This window comes from Natrononativus amylolyticus (assembly GCF_024362525.1).
In the GTDB taxonomy this organism is placed as follows: Archaea; Halobacteriota; Halobacteria; order Halobacteriales; family Natrialbaceae; genus Natrononativus; species Natrononativus amylolyticus.
Map to the genome: position 1 here is coordinate 98,266 of NZ_CP101459.1, position 16,884 is coordinate 115,149.

Consider the following 16,884-nt stretch of genomic DNA (forward strand, 5'->3'; position numbering starts at 1 on the left):
AGGAGTTTCAGCATCCATATCTCGAGATCGTTTCTCAGCCGGTCCGGGATCGAACGAAAAACGGGTAACCGACGTACGAGGTGCCAGCGTTTATGCGCCGGCAGTACCGTGGGTGGGGTATGACGGACGACACCGATCCGCTCGCATGGACGCGCGACTACACTCCGATTCTCCGATCGCTGGCCGCCGAGTACGGCGAGACGCAGCCGCTGGCCGGCTACAGCGTTGCACTGGCCTCCCACCTCGAGCAAAAGACGGGCGTGCTGGTCGAGACGCTTCGGGACGCCGGCGCGACGGTACTCGTCACCGGAAGCGAGCCCCACAGCACGAAGGCGACGGTCGTCGACGCCCTCCGCGACCAGGACGGCATCGAAACGTTCGTCGAGGCCGGGATGAGCGACGAGGAGTGGGCCGCCGGTCAACACGAGCTGCTCGAGCGCGAACCGGATTTCATCCTCGACGACGGCTGTGAGCTGATCGCGAAGGTCCACGCCGACCACCCTGAAATCGCGGAAACGGTGCTCGGCGGCGGCGAGCAGACGACCGCTGGCATCACCCGCCTCGAGGCGATGGAGGCCGACGACGTGCTCTCGTTTCCCGTCTACGGCGTCAACGACACGCCGATGAAACACTACTTCGACAACGTCCACGGCACCGGGGAGTCCTCGCTGTCGAACGTGATGATCACGACGAACACGATGCTCTCGGGGAAGACCGTCGTCGTCGCCGGCTACGGCTACTGCGGGCGCGGCATCGCCCGGAAAGCCAGGGGGATGGGCGCCCAGACGATCGTCACCGAGGTCGACCCGCGCAAGGCGCTCGAAGCCCACATGGACGGCCACCGCCTCGCACCGATGGCCGAGGCCGTCCGCGAGGCCGACTACGTGATCACTTCCACCGGGAACCGCGACGTCGTTCGCGGCGAGCACCTCGAGGCGCTACCCGACGGGGTGATCCTCGCGAACGCCGGCCACTTCGACGTCGAGATCGTCGTCGCGGACATCGAGGCGGCCGCCGACCGGGTCACCGAACCGCGCGACGGCGTCACCCGCTATCACCTCCCCGACGGTCGTCGGATCAACGTCCTCGCAGACGGCCGTCTCGTCAACCTCACCGGCCCGCACAGCAACGGCCACCCCGCCGAGGTGATGGATACGACGTTCGCAATGATGTTCGAAGCGGCCCGTGATATGATAGCGGGCGAGGGAAGAGACCTGACACCGGGACTGTATGCGATGCCCGACCGCCTCGATCGGGCCGTCGCCAACCGCAAGCTCGAGACGCTCGACGCCGAAATCGACGATCTCACCGAACACCAGCGCGAGTACTACGAGGACTGGGAGCACGCTGATAGCGCGTTTTGAGACGAGCACGGCGCAAAGGACGCAGTTTCCACGGTGGACTACCCCGCTCAGTGTCGAAAGCTAGCGGATACCGGAGTTCATATTTCCATTGACTTCCCCGAAGTAATACTCACAGTATCGTACTTCAATCGCGAATGAACACGAGCACTGCTTTGATGAACTGATCTGTTGCGGTAAGCATCGCAACATGCCCGTGCCCCTCAAACGTCACGGTTCGGCTATCTGGGAGTGCTGCATGGACCGCTGTTACGGCATCGCGATACATCTGGGGACTTTCGCTCCCGGACAACAGCAATGTCGGTGTCGTCATCGTTTCGAATCGCGTGGGTTCGATCGTGAAGGCGCGCCTCGTCCTCCTCGGTAAGCAACTCGAACGCGAGCGGATCGCAGGCTGCCACAGCGGCGACCGCCTTGCTTTGGGCAGCAGCGCCAAGTGCGAACATGGTTCCCCCTGAAGCTCCTGCCAGACCCACCGGTTCGCCGAGACTCTCTACGAACGCTACTACATCCTCTACGTACTGCTCAGGTGACTGGTTAGGGTGGTTACCACTCGATCCCCGTCCGCGCGTGCTCATCAGATAGCAGGCGAATCGGTCGCTGAGGAACGGCATCGCAGCGTCCCAGTCGAGGACGCCGTCGCCGAGACCGGCGTGGACGAGCACGAGCGGTGGGCCGTGCCCATATACGTGACCGACTATCTGGGTACCGTCATCCGATACAGCTCGGTGAAGTTCTAACTCCTCGGTCGTATCTGGTGGAGTTGTTTCCCCCATGACTGGTCGCCTCTTTGTCGAGCGTCCATTGCTACAGGGGGCATTTGTCTCTCTCCCGGCACCGAGGGACACTCACAACTGGTACACCGTGACCCATGGCAACTCTTATCATGGGAGTTTCGGATAGGGTTGGCAGTGTCAGACACTCTTTTCGCCACCGCCGTCGTGTCAACCAACCACAAAGCTCATACCAACGACAGAGAGACACATCGCGTACGGGGGACCTCCACTCACGGTGCGTTCTCTGCGCCGCCCCCGAGGTCGCATGCACTGGTCGGGGACTGCCCCTTTCCCCGATTGGCTTCCGAGTCCAGAGCTGCGGCTCGAGAGTGGTCCCTACCCAGGTATGAGCGTGCACGGAACCCACCACAGCGGCCATCGCACTGTGACACGGCGTGTGCTAGTGTCGCCGTCGCTTCCATACAGTCAGTCCGTGTTGGTTCAGCGTGCATCCGAGACAGGACTCCACCCGAAACGAATCTCCAGTGGAACCGGATTCTCCAGTGGAAGCCACCTCTCCACTCGAACTACTCGAACCAGCCGAAGCCGTCCCCACGCGGTTGACGCGCACCTCATCGCTTCGTCGCGAGTGTGCCGTCCTCGCGGTGACTGCCGCCTGGCGCACGGCGTTTTTCGACTGGCGGCTCCTGGGGCGAGCGCGTGCCCACGCCGGACGCTATTACGTCGTGGCCGCGAATCACGCCGGCGACCAACCCGGCCGTCACCACGCCAACCACAGCCTCGTCGCCGGACCCGATGGGCAGATTCGTGCGGAGACGGAGTGGTCGGCGGCAGCCGCAAGCGCCTGCGTCGCTGTGGACGACCTCGAGTGCGAGCGAAATCCGGTTCGCCAGACGCGTCTCTCCCGTGGCGACTGGCGACGAGACGAGGGGGCGCAGAGCGAGCACGATTCACACGACGGCAATCGAATGTGAGAGGTGACACCTACAACCCGAGACAGACGACACAACTGGTCCTATCTCTTCGTCAAGTACGGCTACGTCGCGCCGGTCGTCGCGTTTCTCGGCGTCGCCGGCTACGCCGTGGGTGTCGAACTCGGTGGGACCACCGACAGCCCGTTCGCTATTTATGGCATGTTCTGGCTCGGTCCGCTGGCGGTGGTTCTCCTCACTTCCGGCCTCGAGTAAGCCGTCAGACTGACAGTGCAGTCATAGAACCTGATGTTTTCACTGCGACGAAAGCGGGACTGCGGCGATTTGATAGCCGCGGTTTCACGAGGAGCGCCCTCGAGGCGGTCTCGTCCGTTCGGGAGCAACACAGCACTTTGCCTACTCGAGGCGTTCCAAGTCGCCGAACTGTTCGCGGTTCATCGTCGTCACGACGAACCGTCGCACCGTGTCGACCAGCTCGGCTTCCGTTTCGTAGGTTTCGATACGGAGATCCCAGCGGGTGCGCGCCGACCGGATCATCTCGCTGGTGACCGCGGCCTCGTGGACGAAGACGATTCGCTCGCCGTGGGTGTCGGCGATCGTCTCGAGGACGCTCCCAGCCTCCTCACCAACGCCGAAGTTGTGACCGAGAAACGGAACGACAAACACCGTCGCGTTCGCTCGGCGGGCGTACTCGATGCTTTGGGTGACTGCGTCCACCTCGTCAGTATCGAGGTTGACGTCGACCGCCAGGAACGCGTTCACGCCGGGGTCGGTTCGGAGCGCTCCCTGCACACGCCGAAGCATCGCCTTCGCCTCGTCGATCTCGTCTCGATGCTGGAAAAGTGCCCGGAGCGGGCCCGGGAGTTCGTCGACGTCGATCCCCCGGCGTTCCTCCTCAGTCAACACATAGTTGAGGTTGAACGACTTGTACGGCCCCATCAGGTAGAGGAGAAACCGGTCGTACTGGACGTCACCGAGCTGCCCCGCGATGAGATCGCGTGCGATCGCCCCGGACATGAGCGGGCAGACTCGCCGCGAATATATAAAAGACGGTGTTTTCAGAGAATCCTGGCTTGACAACGACTAAGGGCGACAACCGCCTATCCTCAACCAGGATGGGGACGAAACACACGCGAATCGACGCCGATGCGCCGGAGGATCCAGCGGACCTCCTCCCCGACTCGAGCGTGCTCTCGCTCGAGGAGTACCTCGAGATGCAGGCGGCGATCGGCAACCGGACCCGCTTCGAGATCGTCTACCGACTGTCACACGCCGCGGAGTTGACGCCGACCGAACTCGAGGCGGCGATGGAGGTGGATGACAGCACCCTCCACTACCACCTCAACAAACTGCGTGACGTCGGCCTCATCGAGAAACGCGCCCGCACGGAACGGGACAGCGACGGCCTCTACACCTACTACCGGGCGACCGTCCTCGGCGACGTCATCCTCGAACACGGCCTCGAGGAGCTCCTGCGCCGGGAGTGGGCGTTCGAAGAGGCCTACGATAGCGACCGGACGACGGATAAGTCAGCGCGGGATTGACCGAGGAACCGGTTAAGAGCTATCGCTCGAGCAGGTTGCTCGCAATAATACCGATTTGCATGGTGACCGAGGATCCGGGAGATCTATAGGCGGTGCAGGGCGAGAACCCCGACCCTTGAGGTCGGGGGTGAAGCCCGTCAGAGGACTACACATGCTCACTGCGGTTAATGTACTGTTCAATCGTCTCTCGACTTACCTCACCTGCCGTCCCCACGTAGAACGACCGTTCCCAACACCCACCACCCCAGTACAACGACCGCATCACCTCGGGGTATTCTGACCACAATCTCCGTGCCGTCACGCTCTTCAATCTCGACACGATTTCGCTCGGTGAGTGTTTCGGATGCGCTCCCAGGAACACATGAACGTGGTCAGGTGAGATATGCAACGACCGCAACTCGTAGTCGTTCCGCTCGATAATTGCATGGAACTCAGATTCCAATATCTCTGCAACGTGGTCGAGAAACGAGTGCCGATACCGAGGGCACCACACGAAATGATATTTGATATTGTACACTGTGTGGTTTGAGCGAGTCGCCTCCATACACACTGCACGACGTGACAACATTTAAGTCAATGTGTTACTAATCATCTACTGCAAACAAGATGGCACGACGATTCACAGTCGATTTCGAGGAGGACTTCTACAAAGACTTCTCGAAGAAATGCATCGACGAGGACCGAACGAAAGCCGATGTCGTACGCGAACTCCTCCGCGAGTGGACGTACGACGAAGACGCCGAGTGAGTGCCACGTATGGACATCGAAGACCAAAACCTCACAAAGACCCTTCCACTCCAACTCCAGTTTTACGAGGAGGGCGATGAGGCGAAAGTCTTTGAGTCCACACAAGAATCACGCTCAGTGTACAACGACACCATCCGCCTCGCCAAACAGGGTGAAGACTGGGATGACATCCGTCGCCAGATGGAGCAAGACGCCAACCTCGTGAAAAACAACACGCAATTGGTCGTCAAGAAAGCCCTCGAAGCGATGGGGAACTACTACGAATACGACGACTACAACATGCCCAGTCACACCAAAACTGGGCCATACCCCTTGCGGATGAACCACAAAGAGGGATACACGCTCTCACTCACCGATGACGGTGACGTTGCGTTCCGTATCTCTCCGAAACCATATCATCCTGTTCGGGGGACGGTCGTTGGCGACCCGATGCATCTCGACGTGCTGAAAACCGCACTGTCGAGTGACGAGTGGAAGATAGGGACGGCTGAAGCCCTGTTCACGGATGACCGTGCTGAACTCCACGTCAACGTCACCCACCAGATGCAGACCGTTCGAGACAAAACCGACTCGAAGACGGTGATTGGCGTGGACGTGAACGAGGACAACATCGCGTTGACCGCGATGGACGAAACGGGAGTTCTCGACACACTCGTCATCGACTTCCCCGAAATTAAGTCTGAGCGCCACCGCTATTTCACGATGAAAAAGCGGATGCAGAACGCGGGAAAGCCGTCGTACAAGAACGTGGTTCGTGACCGAGAGTATCGGTTCGTCCACGACAGGCTCCACAAACTGTCCCGGGCCGTAGTCGAGTTTGCAAAGCGGTTTCCTGACCCGTGCATTGCTCTTGAAGACCTCAAGGATATGCGCGAGTCAATCGACTACGGTACTCGGATGAATCGTCGGCTCCACGCGATGCCGTTCCGCGCAACACAAGTGTTCATCGCGTACAAAGCAGCGTTTGAAGGCATTCCGATTGCTTCGGTTGACGCGGAGTACACGAGTCAGGGCTGTGCGTTGACTGCGTGTGAACATGCCGAGCGAGCGAATCGACGGCGGAAGCGATTCAAATGCAAGTCGTGTGGCCATCAAGACCATGCGGATAGGAATGCCTCGGTGAACGTTGCGAAGCGTGGATTGGCGAATGTTTGTTAGATGTGCCTGCTCTCAAGAGCCTCCCTCAAGTTCGGAAGGTGCGACGGTGGGCATCGGGGCGCGTGAACCGCCCGACCTCATCCCTCGTAACCGTTTGAGACGGCCTTGCTCTGGAACGGGTAGGCGTCAAGGTTGCAGGGAGTGTTAGCAGTTAATCTGAGGGAACCACGAAGAAGCCCCGACCCTTGTGGTCGGGGTTGTTCACCCAATCTAAAAACAGTTTCAGACGAACCCTCGTGAGGTTAAGGCGACCAGAATATGCAGCAGAGCATCGCCGTGATGGACGGTTTCAGCTGAATCCCTGTGGAGTTGAAGAGGCAATCCCCCACCAACCAAGACCGGATTCACGAGAATCCAGTTCATGACCGAACACCTGTGAAGCGCTGTCGTCCCGATCGCCGTTCGTCGACGGACCAGACATCGCGCTCGAGTCGCACCGTTCCGCCGCCGATCGACAACACAGAAAGTAGCTCGTAGCGGATCGCTTTCCGGATCGCTTCGCGAAGCTCTTTTTCGACATCGCCGTACTCCCTTCGTCAGCCCCTCTCGCTCGCGCTCATACGTAAGCGTTCACGTCGATTCCCTCTGGTTGTACTGGTCGACAAACTAGTTCTACTTCTCATAGGATAGCAGAATTGCCATCGAGTCAGCACGACTCCACCAAAATGAATGATGAATGATGACCGTGACCGTGTTAGGTTCGCAGGTTCTATACCGGGTAGTTCAGGTCAAACCGCGTGAAATAAAGCGGGTTGTCGTGCTGCATCCATCCTCTATATTCAGCAGGCATATTCTGACAGAATTCGGGTAGAACGTTCCGTCTCTGCTGTATACAAAGCGCGAATGTGGCACGAGACGAAGGTCAATCTCCGAAGGGTGGTGAACAGTCAGTACATATCAATCAGATTGCGGGACGGCGGTCGGTTCCCTGATAGCTGTCAAAAATAGCGGGTGGAATATAGAGGAGGTATCCATCACGCCGATCTCCAGTAATTTGCGTGGTGACTCTGAATGACCCGGTATAGAACCTCTGTCTAACGCGAATGCTCCCTATCGTCTTTCATAGTGAGTAAATGGAGCGCTTCCCGGATCTGGTAGTTTTTTTCGTCCAACTCTTCGGCCTCCAGTGCCTCGGTGAGTACTTCGACTGCTCTCTGCCGGTTAATTAGGAGTGTGTCGTCTTCGGGATTTTTGATTGTCATAGTGTGATCACTCTGGGGTGAAATAGAGGTTTACTAAGTAGCGAGAGATATGGCGAGTATTCATCCATTTTCACTACTGAGCACCGTATGCCCATTGCGGAGGGCAAGTACCATCAGACTTGATTAGTAGTATACAACCTCTTTTTAAGGTAACGATCAGTTTGGCCGTTCTGTTTCGGAAAGCGTACTCCCAAGAATCTGCTTGGTTCCGCGCCGAAGTCGGGACGCGACGGCTTGCTGGGAAATTCCGAGTTCGGTGCCGAGCTCTTCCATCGTCACCTCGCGTGGAGACTCAAAGTAGCCGCAATCGTAGGCGAGCACCAGTGCCTCTTGCTGCGGGTTAGTAAGGGCTGTCTCGGTTCCCGTCTCGACCGGCGTGAGCGCGTGCAGTTTCGTCAGCGTGACCGGGATCTCTAGCTCTCGACAGCGTTGCTGGAAGGCCGCGATGTCGTTTCGATCGTCGCCACGTACATCGAACGTCCATTGCTGGGTCGTACCAACGGCTTTGATGAGGGGAATCTCCGTCTTCGCCAGTGTGCTGAGAATGCCGGAATACTCCAGCGTCCACTCGACGCGCAACAGATACTCGTCCTCAACGGAGTCAACAAGGCGAATGGCTTCGACGCCGGGATGGTCGGTAAACGCCTCCTCAATATCATCAACGACAGTCCCCCGCACCCAGAAATATGGGACGATCACGTCCTGAGCGGGGATAATTCGCTCCAGTGTGACCGTTACATCGGGCAACTGCTCAAACACAGTTCCCAGGGGGAACTCATCTGCGGGAACCGTAAATGTCGCTTCAGTAGCCATTGTGCGAACCGTTGAACCCTACCAGTATCAGCGTTATCACTCCTGGTAGTTCAGATATAGCAGCGTGAAATAAAGCGAGTTGCCGTGCTGCATTCAACAGGCCTCTTCTGTCAGTTCCCACTTGTTTCAACAGCGCTCACGTGTTCGAAATCGTATGCGATGCGGTACCTATACGGTAGTAACCGTGCTCTCACTCGGTAGGATGACCGATGGCACGATCGCGAGACAGGAGTTGCCCGACCCGCGGTACGAGTACGGAGGTGACGACTGGGTGTTCGTCGAACTCGCCGAGGCGATGAGCTTCGATGCGAACTTCAAGGCCCAGGCGATAACCCAGCAGATCCGGCGTACGGACCTCGAGGGACTGGTCGAGGTCGCCCCGTCGAACGCCTCCTACCTGATCCAGTTCGATCCCGGCGTGCTCCACCCAGACGAACTGATCGAGGAGCTGCGGTCGCTCGAGGACGAGATCGACGTCTCGGAGTATCAGTGGGAGGCGCGGGTGTTCGATATCCCGGTGCTCTACGACGACCCGTGGACCCGCGAGACGCTGATGGAGTTCCGCGAGCGCCACCAGGACCCGGAGTCGACGGACCTCGAGTACTCCGCCCGGATCAACGGCTTCGACTCCGTCGAGGCGTTCATCGACCACCACGCCGGCGCGCCACACCTGGTGACGATGATCGGGTTCGTTCCGGGGTTGCCGTTTTGCTTCCAGATGGTGCCCCGCGAGGAACAGATCGAGGTCCCGAAGTACGAACAGCCGCGAACGGCGACGCCGAGCCGGGCGATCGGATTCGGCGGGGCGTTCACGGCGATCTACCCGGTTCCCGGCGCCGGGGGCTACCAGCTGTACGGACGGACGCCGGTCGAAGTCCTCGACGTCGACCAGGAGCTGTCGGCGTTCGAGGAGTCGATGGTGCTCCCGAACCCGGGCGACATCCTCAACTTCAGGCGGATCGACCGCGAGGAGTACGACGCGATCCGCGAGGAGGTCGAGGCCGGCACCTACCAGTACACCCTCGAGCGGGTCGACTTCGAGCCACAGCAGTTCTTCGAGGACCCGCGCGGCTACAACGAGCGGCTCATGGAGGTGTTGTACTGATGCGCGTTCTCGACGGCGGTCTCGTCACGACCGTCCAGGACACCGGACGCCACGGCCACTACCACATCGGGATGCCGCCCTCGGGCGCGATGGATCAGTTCGCACACCGGGTGGCGAACTGGCTCGTCGGCAACGACGAAACCGACGCGACCCTCGAGATGACCTACATGGGCGCCGACATCGAGTTCCAGGCGGACGCCGTCTTCGCCGTCACCGGCGCGGATATGCAGCCGGCGCTCGAGGACGAGCCCGTGCCGACGTGGACCGCCGTTCGGGCGGAGGCGGGGGACACCCTCAGCTTCGAGTTCGCCACCGAGGGCGCGCGCACCTACCTCGCCGTCGGCGGCGGGATCGACATCGAACCGGTGATGGGGAGCCGGTCGACGTACACCCTGATCGGGATCGGCGGCCACGAGGGGCGCTCCCTCGAGGCGGGCGACGAGCTGCCGATCGGAGAGCCGTCGACCCACGCAGAGGCGATGGTCGGTGCAACTATCGAGGAGGCGGACCGCCCCGACTACGCGAGAGCCGAGATCGACGTCGTGATGGGCCTCTGTGACTACCGGCTCACCGACGACGGCCGCGAGCGATTCCTCGACGCCGACTGGAAGGTCTCCGACGAGGCGGACCGCGTCGGCTACCGGTTCGAGGGCCCCGACATCACCGACATGTTCGAAGCCCGCGAGCAACCCTTCGGCGCGGGGTCGGACGTCACGAACGTCGTCGACCTCGGCTACCCCGTGGGCTCCATTCAGATGGCCGGCCAGCCGATCGTGTTGATGCGAGACGCCGTCACCGGCGGCGGTTACACCACCGTCGGCACCGTCGTCAGCCCCGACCGGGGCGCGCTGTCGCAGTGTCGAACCCACAGCACCGTCACCTTCAACGCCGTCCCCGTCGAGGACGCACTCGACAGCCGACACGAGCGAGACGCAACCCTCGAGCGGATTCGAGACGCCCTGGCGGAGCGTCACGCATGATCTCGAGCGTACTCGTCGCGAACCGCGGCGAAATCGCGGTTCGAATCCTCCAGGCGGCGGCCGAACTCGGGATCGAAACCGTCGCCGTCTACAGCGACGCCGACGAGACGGCGAAACACGTCCGCCGGGCGGACGAGGCCTCCCACGTCGGGCCGTCCGTCGCCGCCAAGAGCTACCTCGACCAGGACGCGCTGCTCGAGGCAGCGGCTGCGGCCGACGTCGACGCGATCCACCCGGGGTACGGCTTTCTCGCCGAGAGCGAGGCGTTCGCTCGCCGGGTCGAGGACTCGGAGTTCGTCTGGGTCGGCCCGCCGGCGGACGTGATGGCCGACTTCGGCGAGAAGACCAGGGCGCGCGCGATCATGGACCGGTCGGGGGTCCCCGTTGTCCCGGGAACCGACGAGCCGATAGACGATCCCGACGAGGTAGCCGCGTTCGCCGACGAGCACGGCTACCCGGTCGCGATCAAGGCCGACGGCGGCGGCGGCGGGCGCGGGCTACGGGTCGTCTCCGATCCCGAGGAAATCGACGAGCAGTTTCGCAACGCAAAGCGCGAGGGGGAGGCCTACTTCGACAACGACGCGGTGTACGTCGAGCGGTTCCTCGAGAATCCGCGACACGTCGAGGTCCAGGTTCTCGGCGACGCTCACGGGAACGTCCGGCACCTCTACGAGCGGGACTGCTCGGTTCAGCGGCGCCAGCAGAAGCTCATAGAGGAGACGCCGTCGCCGGCGCTCGATGCGGAAACGCGAGCGGAGCTATGTGAGGCCGCTCGCGCCGGGGTCGCCGAGGCCGGGTACACCAGCGCCGGCACGGTCGAGTTCCTCTACGAGGACGGCGAGTTCTACTTCCTCGAGGTGAACGCCCGGATCCAGGTCGAACACACGATCACCGAGGCCGTGACCGGCATCGACATCGTGAAAGAACAGTTCCGGATCGCCGCGGGCGAACCGCTGTCGTTCGAACAGTCCGAGGTCGAGCCCCGCGGCGCCGCGATGGAGTTCCGGATCAACGCCGAAGATCCCACGGAGGAGTTCGCACCGACCCCAGGCACGCTCGAGACCTACCGGCCACCGACGGGGATGGGCGTTCGCGTCGACGACGGGGTCGACGAGGGCGACAGGATCAGTCCGTTCTACGACTCGCTCGTCGGCAAGTTCGTCGTAACTGCACGGGACCGGACGGAGCTACTCGCTCGCAGCAAGCGCGTCCTCGAGGAGGCGGAGATCGACGGGATCGCGACGACGATTCCGTTCCACCTCGCGGTCATCGAGGACGAGGTCTTCGTCGAGAGCGAGCACACGACGAAGTACCTCGACCGGCAGTTCGACGGGCTGGACGACCCCGACGACTGAACTGCTGTCAGGCGCCTCAGACGGGTTCGTCGAGACGCGCCAGTTCGATTCCCTCGCTGTCGAGGCGCGCGTGGATCGTCTCGAGTAACTCGACGGCGTTCGGGCCGTCGCCGTGGATGCAGATCGACGACGCGGGAACCTCGATCGTCGTCCCGTCGGCGGCCTCGACCTCCCCGCGGGTGGCGATCGAGACGGCGCGGTCTGCGACCAGTTCGGGGTCTTTCGGCTCGATCTCCTTCTCGACGATGAGCGTCCGATCGGGGTTGTACTCGAGGTCGACGTACCCCTCGAAGACGACGTCGAGGTCGTCGTACTCCCGGGCGACGTCGTAGATGTTCGTATCCGTCGCCAGGTAGACGAGGCTCGGATCGACCTCGAGGACGCCCTCGAGAACCGTCCGGCAGATCTCCTCGCTCTCCGAGAGCATCGAGTACATCGCCCCGTGGGGTTTGACGTGCTGGACCGACAGGTCGTGGCGCTTCGCGAACGCCATCACCGCCCCCAGCTGGTAGACGACGTAGTCGCGGATCTCCGCCGGCGTGGCGTCCATCGTTCGCCGACCGAACCCCATTCTGTCCGGCAACCCCGGGTGGACGCCGATGCCGACGTCGTGTTCGGCGGCGAGATCGACCGTCTCCCGGAGGACGTGGGGGTCTCCCGCGTGGTAGCCACCGGCGATGTTCGCGGAGGTGATGTACGGCATCACCTCGGCGTCGCGCCCCATCGTCCAGTTGCCGAAGCTCTCGCCCATGTCGCAGTTGATGTCGATCGCGGTCATCGGTACTCCCTGTCCAGTTCGCCGCCCGCGTATTTGAGGGTCGTGTCCGTATCGTCGACCACCCGTTCGCGCCACTGTCGTCCTCGAGATGGTCGCCGAAGGAAGAGTCTCGAATCTGCGAAATCGACCCGCGGCCTCGAGGCCGCGAAAGAATCGACCACCGGGCGCTCGAGTCGCTCAGAGCGCCCCGTTCACCCCACAGCGCCGCTGCGAGTGATTCGAGGACGCCGTCGGAGTCGCCGTCGGCCGTCGTCAGCGCCGCGTGCGTGCCGTACAGTTGTTGGGTCGATAGCCAATGACGACCACTGGACGCTACTCGTATTAATTATCTTTTACTAGTTCAGGTTATATTTACTACATTTACGTTCAGGGCGTGTGATAGTAGTACGAACGCGGTACGAATCGGTGCCCAGCCGCCCCGAGCGGCGAAGCACAACTGGTTTGAGGTCGCCTCCAGATGTTTTCCACATGAACATTCTCGTAACCGGTGGTGCGGGGTTTATCGGCGGCCACCTCGCCGAGTCGTTCACGCGTGCGGGACACGACGTCACCGTCCTCGACAACCTCGAGCCGTTCTACGATCTCGGAATCAAAAAGCACAACGTGCAGGCGGCCCGCGACGCCGCCGCGGAGGGCGACGGCAGCTACGAGTTCGTCGAGGGCAGCGCGACGGACGCGACCCTCGTTGACGACCTCGTCGCCGGTACTGACGTCGTCTACCACCAGGCGGCCCAGGCCGGCGTCCGAACGAGCGTCGAGGAGCCGCTCAAGGTCAACCGGTACAACGTCGACGGCACGCTCAACGTCCTCGAGGCCGCCCGCGACGCCGACGTCGACCGCGTCGTCAACGCCTCCTCCTCGTCGGTGTACGGCAAACCCGAGTACCTCCCCTACGACGAGGACCACCCGAACGAGCCGGTCTCGCCGTACGGCGTCTCGAAACTCGCCGGCGAACACTACGTCCGCGTCTACAACGAAATCTACGGCCTCCCGACGGTGTCGCTGCGCTATTTCACCGTCTACGGGCCGCGAATGCGGCCGAACATGGCCATCTCGAATTTCGTTTCCCGGTGTCTGCGCGGCGAACCGCCGGTGGTGTACGGCGACGGCGCCCAGACCCGTGATTTCACATACATCGACGACGTCCTCAGCGCGAACGAGACGCTGCTGACCGACGGCAGCGCCGACGGCGAGGTGATGAACGTCGGTTCAACCGACAACATCGACATCCTCACGCTCGCCGAAACCGTGCGTGACGCGATCGACTCCGACCTCGAGATCGAGTTCGCCGACCGCCACGACAGCGACGCCGAACACACCCACGCCGACATCTCGAAGGCGAACGACCTGATCGACTACGAGCCCACGCGAGACATCCGCGAGGGCGTCGACGAGTTCATCGACTGGTACCGGGCGAACCGCGACTGGTACGAACCGCTCGTGTTGAACTCCTGACGCCTCTACCTTGGCGCGCTCGCGTACACACTGGGGCGGGGCGTCCGGCTTCGGTGGACGCTCTGGAGCGCCTACGCGGTCGTGCTGACCGCCGGGATCTTCCTGTACATGGCGTTCGAACCCCTCTTTCTCGGCGGCCTCAGCGTCTCTTCGGTAGTTCTCGGGCTGTCCGTCGGCCTGTTGCTCCACGCGTCCGACGAATCGTCCGCGTCCGACGGTCGGTGAGCCGGGCCCGGTGGACCTCAGTCGGAGGTCTTCGAGACCGGCCGGTGTACGACGCCGGGTTCTCGATCCATGAACGTCCCCAGCGCGCCGTACAACCCGATCTCCTCGCCGAGGGGCGTAATCTCGATCGACGGTCGGTCGACGAAACAGAATCGGTCGAGGTGGGCCTCCAGCCCCTCGAGGAGCCAGTCCGGGTTGTTGAGCGCCACGCCGCCGCCCACGGTGACGAGCCCCGGATTGTACGCGTTACAGAGTGCGCCGACGCCGACGGCGTTGTACCGGCCGAGTCGCTCGAGACACGAGCGGGCGAACTCGTCGCCCGCCGCTGCCGCGGCGAAGACGTCCGGCGCGGAAAGACGCTCGTCGGTGGTGACCGCCGTGTGAACGAGTTCGCTGTCGGTCGCCGCCCAGTCTTCGCCCTCGAGACGGTGGGCGACGTACTCCGGAATCCCGCGACCGGAGCAGAACGCCTCCCACGCTCCAGGCACGCCGTCGCTCTCGAGGTCGCTGCCGGGGTCGACAGAGACGAGGCCGAACTCGCCGGCCTGGCCGGAGTCCCCGCGCAACAGCGTCCCGTGTTCGACGACGCCGCCGCCGATACCCGTCCCGAAGGTGAGGTGAAGGACGCAGTCATACTCGCCGCGCCGACCGAAGTACCACTCGCCGAGGGCGGACGCCGAACAGTCGTTTTCCAGGTACACCGGCAGATCGAACGTTCGCTCGATCGGTTCGCGGAGGTCGATCCGGTCGATAAACGCGCCGTCGGCGGTGTCGAACTTCCGGATACAGCCCGCCTCGGGATCGACCAGTCCAGGTGCCGAAATCGCGACCGCATCGAGCGATTCGGTCGTCTGCAACTCCGCGACCGTCTCCAGCAACTGGTCCTCGAGACGGTGTGGTTGTGTGGGTTCGGTCGAAACGGCGGTCACGAAATCTCCTGCGGGCGTGCCGATAGTATAGTGAAAGTTAGTGCTCCCGATACCGAAGAGCGCGACGAGATCCATACCTGAGAGAACGGAATTGCACATATAGTAATTTCGTCCGTTTTGACATTTATCGTGTTCCTATAGTCTATCTGTGGCCCATATCGGGTTTCCAGGCTCGAATTTTTCACGGGACGCAATCGGTTTCTCGAGTCTCGTAGGGGTCGTTTGGTACCGATTTCCGCCTGCCCGCGTATCGCCGGCGGTAGCTCAGACGGTTGTGCGGACAACTGTGTAGAATTAAAGATAAATTGCTAACACGGGCAGCGGTGTACGTGGCGTCGTACTATGGGAGGGGGGACTAACTGGCAGCGAGCGCTGATTCTGGTCGTCGTTCTCTGCGTGCTTCTGGCCGGCTGTGGAAGCCTCGACGGCGGTCCGGGCAGCGACGCCGACGACACGGCCGATTTCGAGGAAACGGCGGACGATAGTGAGGTGGACGACACCGCAGACGGGACCGACGAGGACGGCGACGCAGACGACGAGACGGCCGAGAGCGACGACTCCGTAGAGATCATACCGGTCGAAGAGAGCGACGACGAATCCGACGAGTCGGACGCCGACGACGCGGACTCAGACGAGACGGACAGCGGAACCGACGACTCGGCGACGACGGAGGGCGACGACACGAGCGATGACGATGCCGGCGATACGGACGACGGCGCCGATGCTGACGGCACTGACGACGGAGCTGCCACCGATGACGGGGACGGTGCAACCGATGCTGACGACGAGGACGGTACGACTGACGATGGGGCCGGTGACGACGGAACGGATGCCGACGACGGAGAAGCGGACGACAGTACCGACGACGCTGCCGATGAGGACGAACCACGAGAGCCCGGGCAATCGCTATTAACGATTACGGTCGTCGACTCGGCGGGTGAGCCGGTCGAAGGCGTCGAGATCTTCGGGCAGGGCGACGAACACGAGGCGGACATTCCCCTCGAGTTCAGCGGCGAAACCGACGCGGACGGGCAGTACACCGACGTCATCTACGAGAACGAGTACGTGATCGACCTCGATCACGACGAGTACGAGGGGATGAGCGTCGAGCACGTCCACGACGGCGAGTACGAAATCACCGTCACGCTCGAGCCCTCGGAGCCGGAGCAGTCCCTGCTCACGCTGGAGGTCGTCGACTCGGCGGGTGAGTCGGTCGAAGGCGTCGAGGTCTTCGGGCAGGGCGACGAACACGAGGCGGACATTCCCCTCGAGTTCAGCGGTGAGACGGACGAAGACGGCCTCTACACCGACGTCATCTACGAGAACGAGTACGTGATCGACCTCTATCACGAGGAGTACGAGACGAAGACGCTCGAGCACACCCACGACGGCGAACGCGAGGTGACGGCGGAGCTCGAGCCGACGAGCGACGAAGGTGGCAGTGAAAACGCCCGCCTCGGTCTCCTCCCGTGAGGTCGGCGGTGGCGAATCTCCCCAGTGAACCGCCTCGAGGTCAAGCCCCGAGTCACTCGACCTGCTCCGCCTGTAGACGCTCGAGTAACG

At 62.0% G+C, this 16,884-nt stretch carries 16 protein-coding genes and 1 pseudogene; 11 read left to right on the forward strand and 6 right to left on the reverse strand.

Annotation, left to right across the window (positions count from 1 at the left end; translation table 11 throughout):
• Positions 1-119 precede the first annotated feature (119 nt).
• Complete coding sequence (locus NMQ11_RS15905; RefSeq protein ID WP_255171336.1) at positions 120-1,364, forward strand: adenosylhomocysteinase; 1,245 nt, start codon at positions 120-122, stop codon at positions 1,362-1,364.
• A gap of 218 nt (positions 1,365-1,582) precedes the next feature.
• Here the strand turns inward: NMQ11_RS15905 and NMQ11_RS20230 are convergent, their stop codons facing one another.
• Complete coding sequence (locus NMQ11_RS20230) at positions 1,583-2,137, reverse strand: alpha/beta fold hydrolase (protein WP_425607719.1); 555 nt, start codon at positions 2,135-2,137, stop codon at positions 1,583-1,585.
• 560 nt (positions 2,138-2,697) lie between these two features.
• Between NMQ11_RS20230 and NMQ11_RS15910 the strand changes: the two genes are divergently transcribed.
• Together NMQ11_RS15910 and NMQ11_RS15915 are read left to right on the forward strand one after the other, a co-directional pair.
• Complete coding sequence (locus tag NMQ11_RS15910) at positions 2,698-3,072, forward strand: nitrilase-related carbon-nitrogen hydrolase (RefSeq protein WP_255171337.1); 375 nt, start codon at positions 2,698-2,700, stop codon at positions 3,070-3,072.
• A gap of 3 nt (positions 3,073-3,075) precedes the next feature.
• Positions 3,076-3,285: a hypothetical protein gene (locus tag NMQ11_RS15915; RefSeq protein WP_255171338.1), complete on the forward strand. Its 210-nt coding sequence runs from the start codon at positions 3,076-3,078 to the stop codon at positions 3,283-3,285.
• Positions 3,286-3,426: 141 nt separating this feature from the next.
• Here NMQ11_RS15915 and NMQ11_RS15920 read toward each other — a convergent pair whose 3' ends face one another.
• Positions 3,427-4,047 carry a DUF7509 family protein gene (locus tag NMQ11_RS15920; RefSeq protein WP_255171339.1) on the reverse strand — a complete coding sequence of 207 codons (621 nt, stop codon included), beginning with the start codon at positions 4,045-4,047 and terminating at the stop codon, positions 3,427-3,429.
• Positions 4,048-4,145: 98 nt separating this feature from the next.
• Between NMQ11_RS15920 and NMQ11_RS15925 the strand changes: the two genes are divergently transcribed.
• Entirely contained in the window at positions 4,146-4,574 is a 429-nt protein-coding gene (locus NMQ11_RS15925; RefSeq protein ID WP_255171340.1) for a winged helix-turn-helix domain-containing protein, read from the forward strand.
• A 145-nt stretch (positions 4,575-4,719) separates the two neighbouring features.
• Here NMQ11_RS15925 and tnpA read toward each other — a convergent pair whose 3' ends face one another.
• A complete protein-coding gene (gene tnpA, locus NMQ11_RS15930) occupies positions 4,720-5,118 on the reverse strand; it encodes an IS200/IS605 family transposase (protein WP_255171341.1) in 399 nt (132 codons plus the stop codon).
• 62 nt (positions 5,119-5,180) lie between these two features.
• Between tnpA and NMQ11_RS15935 the strand changes: the two genes are divergently transcribed.
• Both NMQ11_RS15935 and NMQ11_RS15940 read left to right on the forward strand, forming a co-directional pair.
• Entirely contained in the window at positions 5,181-5,321 is a 141-nt protein-coding gene (locus tag NMQ11_RS15935) for a hypothetical protein (RefSeq protein ID WP_255171342.1), read from the forward strand.
• Between the two features lie 9 nt (positions 5,322-5,330).
• Positions 5,331-6,577 (forward strand): annotated as a pseudogene (locus tag NMQ11_RS15940) (RNA-guided endonuclease TnpB family protein).
• A gap of 1,260 nt (positions 6,578-7,837) precedes the next feature.
• Here NMQ11_RS15940 and NMQ11_RS15945 read toward each other — a convergent pair.
• The gene (locus NMQ11_RS15945) at positions 7,838-8,494 is read right to left on the reverse strand and encodes a helix-turn-helix domain-containing protein (RefSeq protein WP_255171343.1); all 657 of its coding nucleotides are present in this window, start codon (positions 8,492-8,494) and stop codon (positions 7,838-7,840) included.
• 202 nt (positions 8,495-8,696) lie between these two features.
• Between NMQ11_RS15945 and NMQ11_RS15950 the strand changes: the two genes are divergently transcribed.
• The 3 genes from NMQ11_RS15950 to NMQ11_RS15960 are packed head-to-tail and all read left to right on the forward strand — an operon-like array spanning position 8,697 to position 11,934.
• Positions 8,697-9,599, forward strand: coding sequence for a 5-oxoprolinase subunit B family protein (locus NMQ11_RS15950; protein ID WP_255171344.1), 903 nt, complete (start codon positions 8,697-8,699; stop codon positions 9,597-9,599).
• Positions 9,599-10,579, forward strand: coding sequence for a 5-oxoprolinase subunit C family protein (locus NMQ11_RS15955; RefSeq protein WP_255171345.1), 981 nt, complete (start codon positions 9,599-9,601; stop codon positions 10,577-10,579). The genes NMQ11_RS15950 and NMQ11_RS15955 overlap by 1 nt, the downstream gene beginning before the upstream one ends.
• Positions 10,576-11,934, forward strand: coding sequence for an acetyl-CoA carboxylase biotin carboxylase subunit (locus NMQ11_RS15960; protein ID WP_255171346.1), 1,359 nt, complete (start codon positions 10,576-10,578; stop codon positions 11,932-11,934). Before NMQ11_RS15955 ends, NMQ11_RS15960 begins: the two co-directional genes overlap by 4 nt.
• Positions 11,935-11,950: 16 nt before the next feature.
• Here NMQ11_RS15960 and NMQ11_RS15965 read toward each other — a convergent pair whose 3' ends face one another.
• A complete protein-coding gene (locus NMQ11_RS15965; protein ID WP_255171347.1) occupies positions 11,951-12,712 on the reverse strand; it encodes a LamB/YcsF family protein in 762 nt (253 codons plus the stop codon).
• Between the two features lie 468 nt (positions 12,713-13,180).
• Between NMQ11_RS15965 and NMQ11_RS15970 the strand changes: the two genes are divergently transcribed.
• Complete coding sequence (locus NMQ11_RS15970) at positions 13,181-14,167, forward strand: SDR family oxidoreductase (RefSeq protein WP_255171348.1); 987 nt, start codon at positions 13,181-13,183, stop codon at positions 14,165-14,167.
• A gap of 242 nt (positions 14,168-14,409) precedes the next feature.
• Here NMQ11_RS15970 and NMQ11_RS15980 read toward each other — a convergent pair whose 3' ends face one another.
• Positions 14,410-15,396, reverse strand: a complete 987-nt coding sequence (locus tag NMQ11_RS15980) for an ROK family protein (protein ID WP_255171349.1) — start codon at positions 15,394-15,396, stop codon at positions 14,410-14,412.
• A gap of 267 nt (positions 15,397-15,663) precedes the next feature.
• Between NMQ11_RS15980 and NMQ11_RS15985 the strand changes: the two genes are divergently transcribed.
• Complete coding sequence (locus NMQ11_RS15985) at positions 15,664-16,794, forward strand: DNA polymerase V family protein (protein WP_255171350.1); 1,131 nt, start codon at positions 15,664-15,666, stop codon at positions 16,792-16,794.
• Positions 16,795-16,884 lie beyond the last annotated feature (90 nt).

What these genes read in the sequence shown, in the direction of transcription:
- NMQ11_RS15950 (WP_255171344.1), top strand. Translation starts at nt 8,697, where the DNA reads ATGACCGATGGCACGATCGCGAGACAGGAGTTGCCCGACCCGCGGTAC.
- NMQ11_RS20230 (WP_425607719.1), bottom strand. Translation starts at nt 2,137, where the DNA reads ATGGGGGAAACAACTCCACCAGATACGACCGAGGAGTTAGAACTTCAC.
- NMQ11_RS15905 (WP_255171336.1), top strand. Translation starts at nt 120, where the DNA reads ATGACGGACGACACCGATCCGCTCGCATGGACGCGCGACTACACTCCG.
- NMQ11_RS15955 (WP_255171345.1), top strand. Translation starts at nt 9,599, where the DNA reads ATGCGCGTTCTCGACGGCGGTCTCGTCACGACCGTCCAGGACACCGGA.
- NMQ11_RS15970 (WP_255171348.1), top strand. Translation starts at nt 13,181, where the DNA reads ATGAACATTCTCGTAACCGGTGGTGCGGGGTTTATCGGCGGCCACCTC.
- NMQ11_RS15945 (WP_255171343.1), bottom strand. Translation starts at nt 8,494, where the DNA reads ATGGCTACTGAAGCGACATTTACGGTTCCCGCAGATGAGTTCCCCCTG.
- NMQ11_RS15965 (WP_255171347.1), bottom strand. Translation starts at nt 12,712, where the DNA reads ATGACCGCGATCGACATCAACTGCGACATGGGCGAGAGCTTCGGCAAC.
- NMQ11_RS15935 (WP_255171342.1), top strand. Translation starts at nt 5,181, where the DNA reads ATGGCACGACGATTCACAGTCGATTTCGAGGAGGACTTCTACAAAGAC.
- NMQ11_RS15925 (WP_255171340.1), top strand. Translation starts at nt 4,146, where the DNA reads ATGGGGACGAAACACACGCGAATCGACGCCGATGCGCCGGAGGATCCA.
- tnpA (WP_255171341.1), bottom strand. Translation starts at nt 5,118, where the DNA reads ATGGAGGCGACTCGCTCAAACCACACAGTGTACAATATCAAATATCAT.
- NMQ11_RS15920 (WP_255171339.1), bottom strand. Translation starts at nt 4,047, where the DNA reads ATGTCCGGGGCGATCGCACGCGATCTCATCGCGGGGCAGCTCGGTGAC.
- NMQ11_RS15960 (WP_255171346.1), top strand. Translation starts at nt 10,576, where the DNA reads ATGATCTCGAGCGTACTCGTCGCGAACCGCGGCGAAATCGCGGTTCGA.
- NMQ11_RS15985 (WP_255171350.1), top strand. Translation starts at nt 15,664, where the DNA reads ATGGGAGGGGGGACTAACTGGCAGCGAGCGCTGATTCTGGTCGTCGTT.
- NMQ11_RS15980 (WP_255171349.1), bottom strand. Translation starts at nt 15,396, where the DNA reads ATGGATCTCGTCGCGCTCTTCGGTATCGGGAGCACTAACTTTCACTAT.